The 3,761-nt window shown below is 53.4% G+C and carries 3 protein-coding genes and 1 pseudogene; 2 read left to right on the plus strand and 2 right to left on the minus strand.

Annotated elements, in window-relative coordinates; translation table 11 throughout:
• Both E1297_RS28675 and E1297_RS28680 read right to left on the minus strand, forming a co-directional pair.
• A pseudogene (locus E1297_RS28675) lies at positions 1-438 on the minus strand (1,4-beta-glucanase); the annotation flags it as partial.
• A 138-nt stretch (positions 439-576) separates the two neighbouring features.
• Complete coding sequence (locus E1297_RS28680) at positions 577-1,599, minus strand: AraC family transcriptional regulator (RefSeq protein ID WP_155144278.1); 1,023 nt, start codon at positions 1,597-1,599, stop codon at positions 577-579.
• Positions 1,600-2,008: 409 nt separating this feature from the next.
• On the opposite strand from E1297_RS28680, the gene msrP reads away from it, so the two are divergent.
• Together msrP and msrQ are read left to right on the plus strand one after the other, a co-directional pair.
• Positions 2,009-2,911: a protein-methionine-sulfoxide reductase catalytic subunit MsrP gene (gene msrP / locus E1297_RS28685; protein WP_155144279.1), complete on the plus strand. Its 903-nt coding sequence runs from the start codon at positions 2,009-2,011 to the stop codon at positions 2,909-2,911.
• A gap of 4 nt (positions 2,912-2,915) precedes the next feature.
• Positions 2,916-3,530 carry a protein-methionine-sulfoxide reductase heme-binding subunit MsrQ gene (msrQ, locus tag E1297_RS28690; protein WP_155144281.1) on the plus strand — a complete coding sequence of 205 codons (615 nt, stop codon included), beginning with the start codon at positions 2,916-2,918 and terminating at the stop codon, positions 3,528-3,530.
• Positions 3,531-3,761: the final 231 nt, after the last annotated feature.

Consider the following 3,761-nt stretch of genomic DNA (forward strand, 5'->3'; position numbering starts at 1 on the left):
GAGCCCGTCCTCAATGATCTGAAGGTTGAAGCCGAACGCTTCCTGAATGGCGACGGTCTGCGCCTCCTTCGTCATAAAGTCTTCGAGAGAGGTGACGCCGTTCTTTCCGGTCCAGGTTCCATCCCATTTGTTGGTTGATTCCCCGTTTCCGTAAAACTTGTCGTCGTCATAGTAACCCAGATCGATCAGCAACGCCTCGCCAAACTGGAAACCGACAAAACCCAACGAGTTTTGCGAGCGATAGGCCATCGTCTCCCACTCGGAATCACTCAGATCGCCCCAACTGGTGTAATTGGGGAAGAACTTTGTCACTTCGCCGCCAGCCCAGGCATTCAGCTGCCAGTCCTGAATGACACCTGTTTCGTACCTCTCGCGGTCCCAACCCGATTCAAACGCCAGCAGCGCCGAGAGGAAATCGGTGAAAGTTCCTTTGGACATGATATTCTACCTCAACCTATGATTGCATTCTCCACATGTGGAGATGACGTAGGTAACAAGAGAAGCACAAAATTCATGTCCCAATGTGGCCAATTCCTTTAGAATCTCCGCCATCGGCAATAAGTCGCGAAATTCGTGTTATTTTATAAGCAACATTCTGTCTGCTTTCGGGGTACGGCCTGTCCATCTTCGATAGGCTTGTGTAAAGCTGCTCTGGTCTGAAAAGCCGCAAAGATGCGCGGTCTCTGCCAATGAAAGGTGGGGATCGCTTAGGAATGCTTGTGCAAGCTTAAGTTGAGCGTCAGACACGATCTCCCTGAAACTTGTCCCTTCTTCCAGCAATCGGCGTGTCAATGTGCGTTCCGACAGTCCGAGCGCAGTGGCGGTTTCAGCCATTGATGGCCGTCCGGAAGCCATCCCATGCAACACATGCCGCCCAACCTTGTCTGTCAGTCTGGATACGGCCCGGGGATTCCGGCTGAGCAACACCTCTCCGTAGCTGGTAAGATGTCTAAGCAGATGTGCATCCGCATCCCGAATAGATAGCGCCAGCACCGACTTTGGGAATCGCAGATAGTTTGCGTCTTCTTCCAGACTCACGTGACACCCATATACAGCAGCCAGTTCCTTTGCGCCGTGTAGCCGGGCACCGGATATGCCAACCTGAGTGGCCAGACGATCGACCCCGGTGGCAACGCGCAACGCCCCAAGCAAGGTCCCCAATGAAAACTCGATGAGATGGGTGTTCAGCATCAAATGCGTTCCGATGCCATCAATAACGACATCCACGTGATCCTGCGTTTCGCGGATGTCGATCAGAGCCTGCGGACGTGAGACAGGCATAAATCGCTGCACGTGATGAAGTGCGTGATGTAATGTCGTTGAGTTGAACAGGATGTAGGTCAGCAGCGAACTGTTGCGTGGATCAAGCGCTATTCCGAATTCGGCCCCGGCATAGGGGCGGCCAAGATGTGTCGCCAGAAATTCCAGCACAGTGTTTTCAGCACCGCGGGGGATGGCCGAACCGACATCGCGCAATGATTCAGGATCAAGCCGCGCGGCTGCTATTGCGTCTTCTTTATGTTCTGAAACATCCGGCAGATCTAAGATCGACCTCAGTAGATGATTTGGCACCTGATCCCGAGGGCTATGCTTGTTCATGTTGAATTTCGCTTTTTTGGCCCAAGCATTGGGATCATCCTGGCTGTCATGTTCACCGTCCCGACCATGTCAGGCGCTATGGTCGCGTTCTCTGTTTCTGCTAGGCAATCAATATTCTGAACGATAGTGAATATCGACAGTTTTCTCACTGATATCAGCGCTATGCAGATACTGACTGCGGCGATCCTGTTGCTGAAGGGTTTGTCGCGCCACGATGGCCTCAGGGGTAATTTACAGCCCTCGGTCGGCCCGCTCTGGATGAAAACCGACCCGTTCCAGTGAATTTGTATCTGTGGCGGCACTCTGGTTTCGTTACAATCACTTCTCCCAATCGTGACGCATGTTGCCTTGGCTCTGTGCTAATAGCTGACTACCTCGATACCAAGGTGAATAGAGTACGGAGACTGAAATGGCGCATCGCTGGACCAATAAACTGACACATGCAGACGTCACCCCGAGGGCGGCGTTTCTGAACCGGCGGCAAGTTATGGCCGGGCTGGCAGGTGTCGGGTTGGCGGCGGTTGCCAGACCATCAAGCGCTCAGGAAGCTCTGGAGCCGAACACATGGGAAGAGATCACCACATACAATAACTACTATGAGTTCGGGACGGGTAAGGATGACCCTGCCAAATATGCAGGATCTCTGATCACCGAGCCGTGGAGCGTCAAGATCGACGGTCTTGTGGATCGGCCGGGTGACTATGACTTCAAAGACATCCTGTCCGAAATGACTATTGAAGAAAGGATCTATCGGTTCCGCTGTGTAGAGGCCTGGTCGATGGTGATTCCGTGGAACGGGTTTGAACTGTCCGATTTGCTCGCGATGGCGGGCGTTCAGGACGGTGCGAAATATGTGGCGTTCGAAACCGCCTATCGCCCCGATGAAATGCCGGGTGTCAGTTTCCCTGTTCTGGAATGGCCGTATCGTGAAGGCCTGCGTCTGGACGAGGCGATGCATCCTCTGACCATCATGGCCACTGGCATCTATGGCAAGACGATCCCCAACCAGAACGGTGCACCACTGCGTCTGGTGGTGCCGTGGAAATACGGTTTCAAGTCGATCAAGTCGATTGTCCGTATTACTCTTACGGATACGCAACCACCGACCAGCTGGAACATGTCCAACCCACGTGAGTATGGGTTCTATAGTAATGTGAACCCGAACGTGAACCATCCGCGCTGGTCGCAGGCATCGGAACGTCGCATTGGCGGCGGTCTCTTTGCACGCCGCGAACCAACCCTGATGTTCAACGGATATGAAGAAGAGGTGGCTGGCCTCTATGAGGGTATGGATCTGGCGGAGAACTACTGAAGCGATGCAGACCGTGAACCAATTGCTGCGCCGCATTCCCGTATGGGCCGTGTATCTGTTAGGCGCTCTGCCCGCACCCTGGCTGTTCTATCTGGGGTTCACTGGCGGTCTCGGGGTCGAACCCATCGAAGCATTGGAACACGAGTTTGGCGAGCTGGCCCTGCAGCTTTTGATTCTCGGTCTGGCCATCTCGCCTTTGCGACGTCATCTCGGCCTGAACCTGATGAAGTTTCGCCGTGCGATAGGTGTTCTGACATTCTCGTATGTCGCGCTGCATCTTCTGGTTTGGCTGGTTCTCGATGTACAAGTGCCCAGTCAGATTTGGGCGGATATCGTTAAGCGTCCTTATATCACTGTCGGCATGGCGGCGTTCCTGCTCATGCTGCCGCTTGCGATTACTTCAAACAACTGGTCTGTGCGAAAGATGGGGCCAGCTTGGCGCAAGATGCATCGGCTGGTCTATCTTGCGGCGATCCTTGGCGGGTTGCATTACGTGATGCTGGCCAAGGGATTCCAGATCGAGCCGCTGATCTATCTGCTTGTCATTTTGGGGCTGCTGGCATTGCGGCTGCCGATTTCGAACCTTCTGATGCGATTCCGTCAGGTCGATTCCGCCTGACTCGCGGGTGAGTCTTTTGGTGAGTCCGTGATTATAGCGTTCGGTTGTGGGATTCGTGCGGCCTGTCATCTCAAATGGGCGGTTTTGGGCTGTTAGCTGAATGGTTAACTAAATGAATTATATCGTTATTTTTTGAAAATGCTGTTTTTTTCAAGTTCTTTGAATTTTCCACTTGCGGCTTTTGTTGGTTATCCTTAGAACCCCCTTCACCGGCGCTGCTGAGGCGGTGCT

Source organism: Roseibium sp. RKSG952 (assembly GCF_009711355.1).

Bases quoted from the DNA above. Each gene is read 5' to 3' on its own strand.
- msrQ (WP_155144281.1), top strand. From the start codon at position 2,916: ATGCAGACCGTGAACCAATTGCTGCGCCGCATTCCCGTATGGGCCGTG.
- msrP (WP_155144279.1), top strand. From the start codon at position 2,009: ATGGCGCATCGCTGGACCAATAAACTGACACATGCAGACGTCACCCCG.
- E1297_RS28680 (WP_155144278.1), bottom strand. From the start codon at position 1,599: ATGAACAAGCATAGCCCTCGGGATCAGGTGCCAAATCATCTACTGAGG.